2 protein-coding genes and 1 pseudogene are annotated in these 1,393 nt (G+C 61.5%); all 3 read right to left on the bottom strand.

Annotation, left to right across the window (positions count from 1 at the left end; genetic code table 11):
• Positions 1-109 precede the first annotated feature (109 nt).
• Positions 110-379 (bottom strand): ICE element conjugation transcription factor TprA, encoded by a 270-nt coding sequence (locus HMPREF2924_RS32815; RefSeq protein WP_003117035.1) that lies wholly within the window; start codon positions 377-379, stop codon positions 110-112.
• 20 nt (positions 380-399) lie between these two features.
• Positions 400-1,290, bottom strand: a complete 891-nt coding sequence (locus HMPREF2924_RS32810) for a DNA adenine methylase (protein WP_003117034.1) — start codon at positions 1,288-1,290, stop codon at positions 400-402.
• Positions 1,287-1,393 (bottom strand): annotated as a pseudogene (locus HMPREF2924_RS35735) (nucleoid-associated protein YejK); the annotation flags it as partial. The gene HMPREF2924_RS32810 and the pseudogene HMPREF2924_RS35735, both read right to left, overlap by 4 nt.

Raw genomic sequence — 1,393 nt, 5'->3', positions numbered from 1 at the left:
ATGGGCGTGTCGCTGATCGGGTCCGACAACTGTTCAAGAACGGGCGGCGCGGTGAAACCAGGGGCAAGTAGCCGGTCTTTCAGATCTTGCGGGTTGATCTTGGCCATACTCATGCCTCCGCCACCTGAGGCGTGTTCGCCGCAGCCAGCTCTGCCTGCAGACGCTGGTTCTTGGCGAAGAGCTCGTCGACCATTCGGTTTGCTCGCGCGAGTTCTTCTTCGAGCGCGTTGCTGCGCTCCAGCCGGTAGACGATTTCACTGTTGGCCGAGCGGTGGTTATCTGCGGCTTTTTGCTTGAGTTGATCGCGGAGCCCTTGCGGCATGCGTACAACAAACTTGTCTTCTGCGTGTTTGCGGTCGATCGAAGTAACGTTCTTCATGTTGTTCTCCTGCAGATCGCTCAGTAATGAGCGGCCGTGGTCTGGAATGAGGGCGATGGAGACGCATTACTGGCCTGGAAGAAGTCCAGTTGTGCCAACCCCTCAAGCGCTGCGCTGTTGAGCCAGAGGCATTCGATTCGCTCTCTGGATCCGTCTGCATAGGCGTGGCGGTCGACTCTGTGCCAGGTGATGTAGAGCTCGTCGTAGAGGGGGCAGGGATATCCGGAGAGCACCACCATGCCGCGCAGCCGTTTGAGGAATGCCGCCAACTCCTTGTGCTGGTTGTCGTCCAGTTCGTACCGGTACGACTTGCCGGTGGCGTTGTGGCGCACCTTCGTGCTGCGGGTCGAGTGGACGTAGGGCGGATCCACGTAGTGCAGCGTATTCGGCCGGTCGTGATACTCCATCAGCGCGAGGGCGTCGCGGTTCTCGATCACCACGCCCTGCAGGCGTTCTGTTATCGCGGTCAGCGTGTCGGGGTAGTTGCGCCAGTCCAGTGCAGGTCCGGTACCGGACCTGGTCGAGGTTGAGCGGAACCCTGTACGTTCGCCGGACGCAGCTGCGGTACCGAAACCTTGCAAGCTTCGGATAACCATCCGCCGCGCGCGCTCGAGCGGATCGGACGTTTCCGCGTAGCTGGCTTCGAACTCTTCCCGGGCAAACGGGGTAAGCGCCAGGGCCTGGCGCAGTTCCTCACCGTGATCCCGCGCGACGCGGAACAGGTTCACCACGTCCCCGTCGAGGTCGTTATAGATCTCGGCGTAGCTGCGGGCTTTCCGGAGCAGGACGGAGGCTGCGCCGCCGAAGGGCTCGACGTAAGTGTGATGTGGCGCCAGGTGCTGGATGATCCAGGGAGCAAGTTTCCACTTGCCTCCGTGGTAGCGCAGGATTGGGCGACGAACCCCTTTCATGACGTGCTCTCCTGCTCCGCCTTGCGGCGCTTGAGCTGGTCGCGAAGCTGAGTGGGGAGACTGCTGATACTCAGCGTGTCGCGCTCCTCGTCGTACTCGATCC

The sequence above is a fragment of the Pseudomonas sp. HMSC063H08 genome (assembly GCF_001813645.1).
Classification (GTDB): Bacteria; Pseudomonadota; Gammaproteobacteria; order Pseudomonadales; family Pseudomonadaceae; genus Pseudomonas; species Pseudomonas aeruginosa.
The sequence above is the reverse complement of the archived record's forward strand: the minus strand, read 5'-3'. Positions and strand labels throughout refer to the sequence as shown.

Coding starts and splice junctions, on each gene's coding strand:
- HMPREF2924_RS32815 (WP_003117035.1), bottom strand. CDS start 379: ATGAAGAACGTTACTTCGATCGACCGCAAACACGCAGAAGACAAGTTT.
- HMPREF2924_RS32810 (WP_003117034.1), bottom strand. CDS start 1,290: ATGAAAGGGGTTCGTCGCCCAATCCTGCGCTACCACGGAGGCAAGTGG.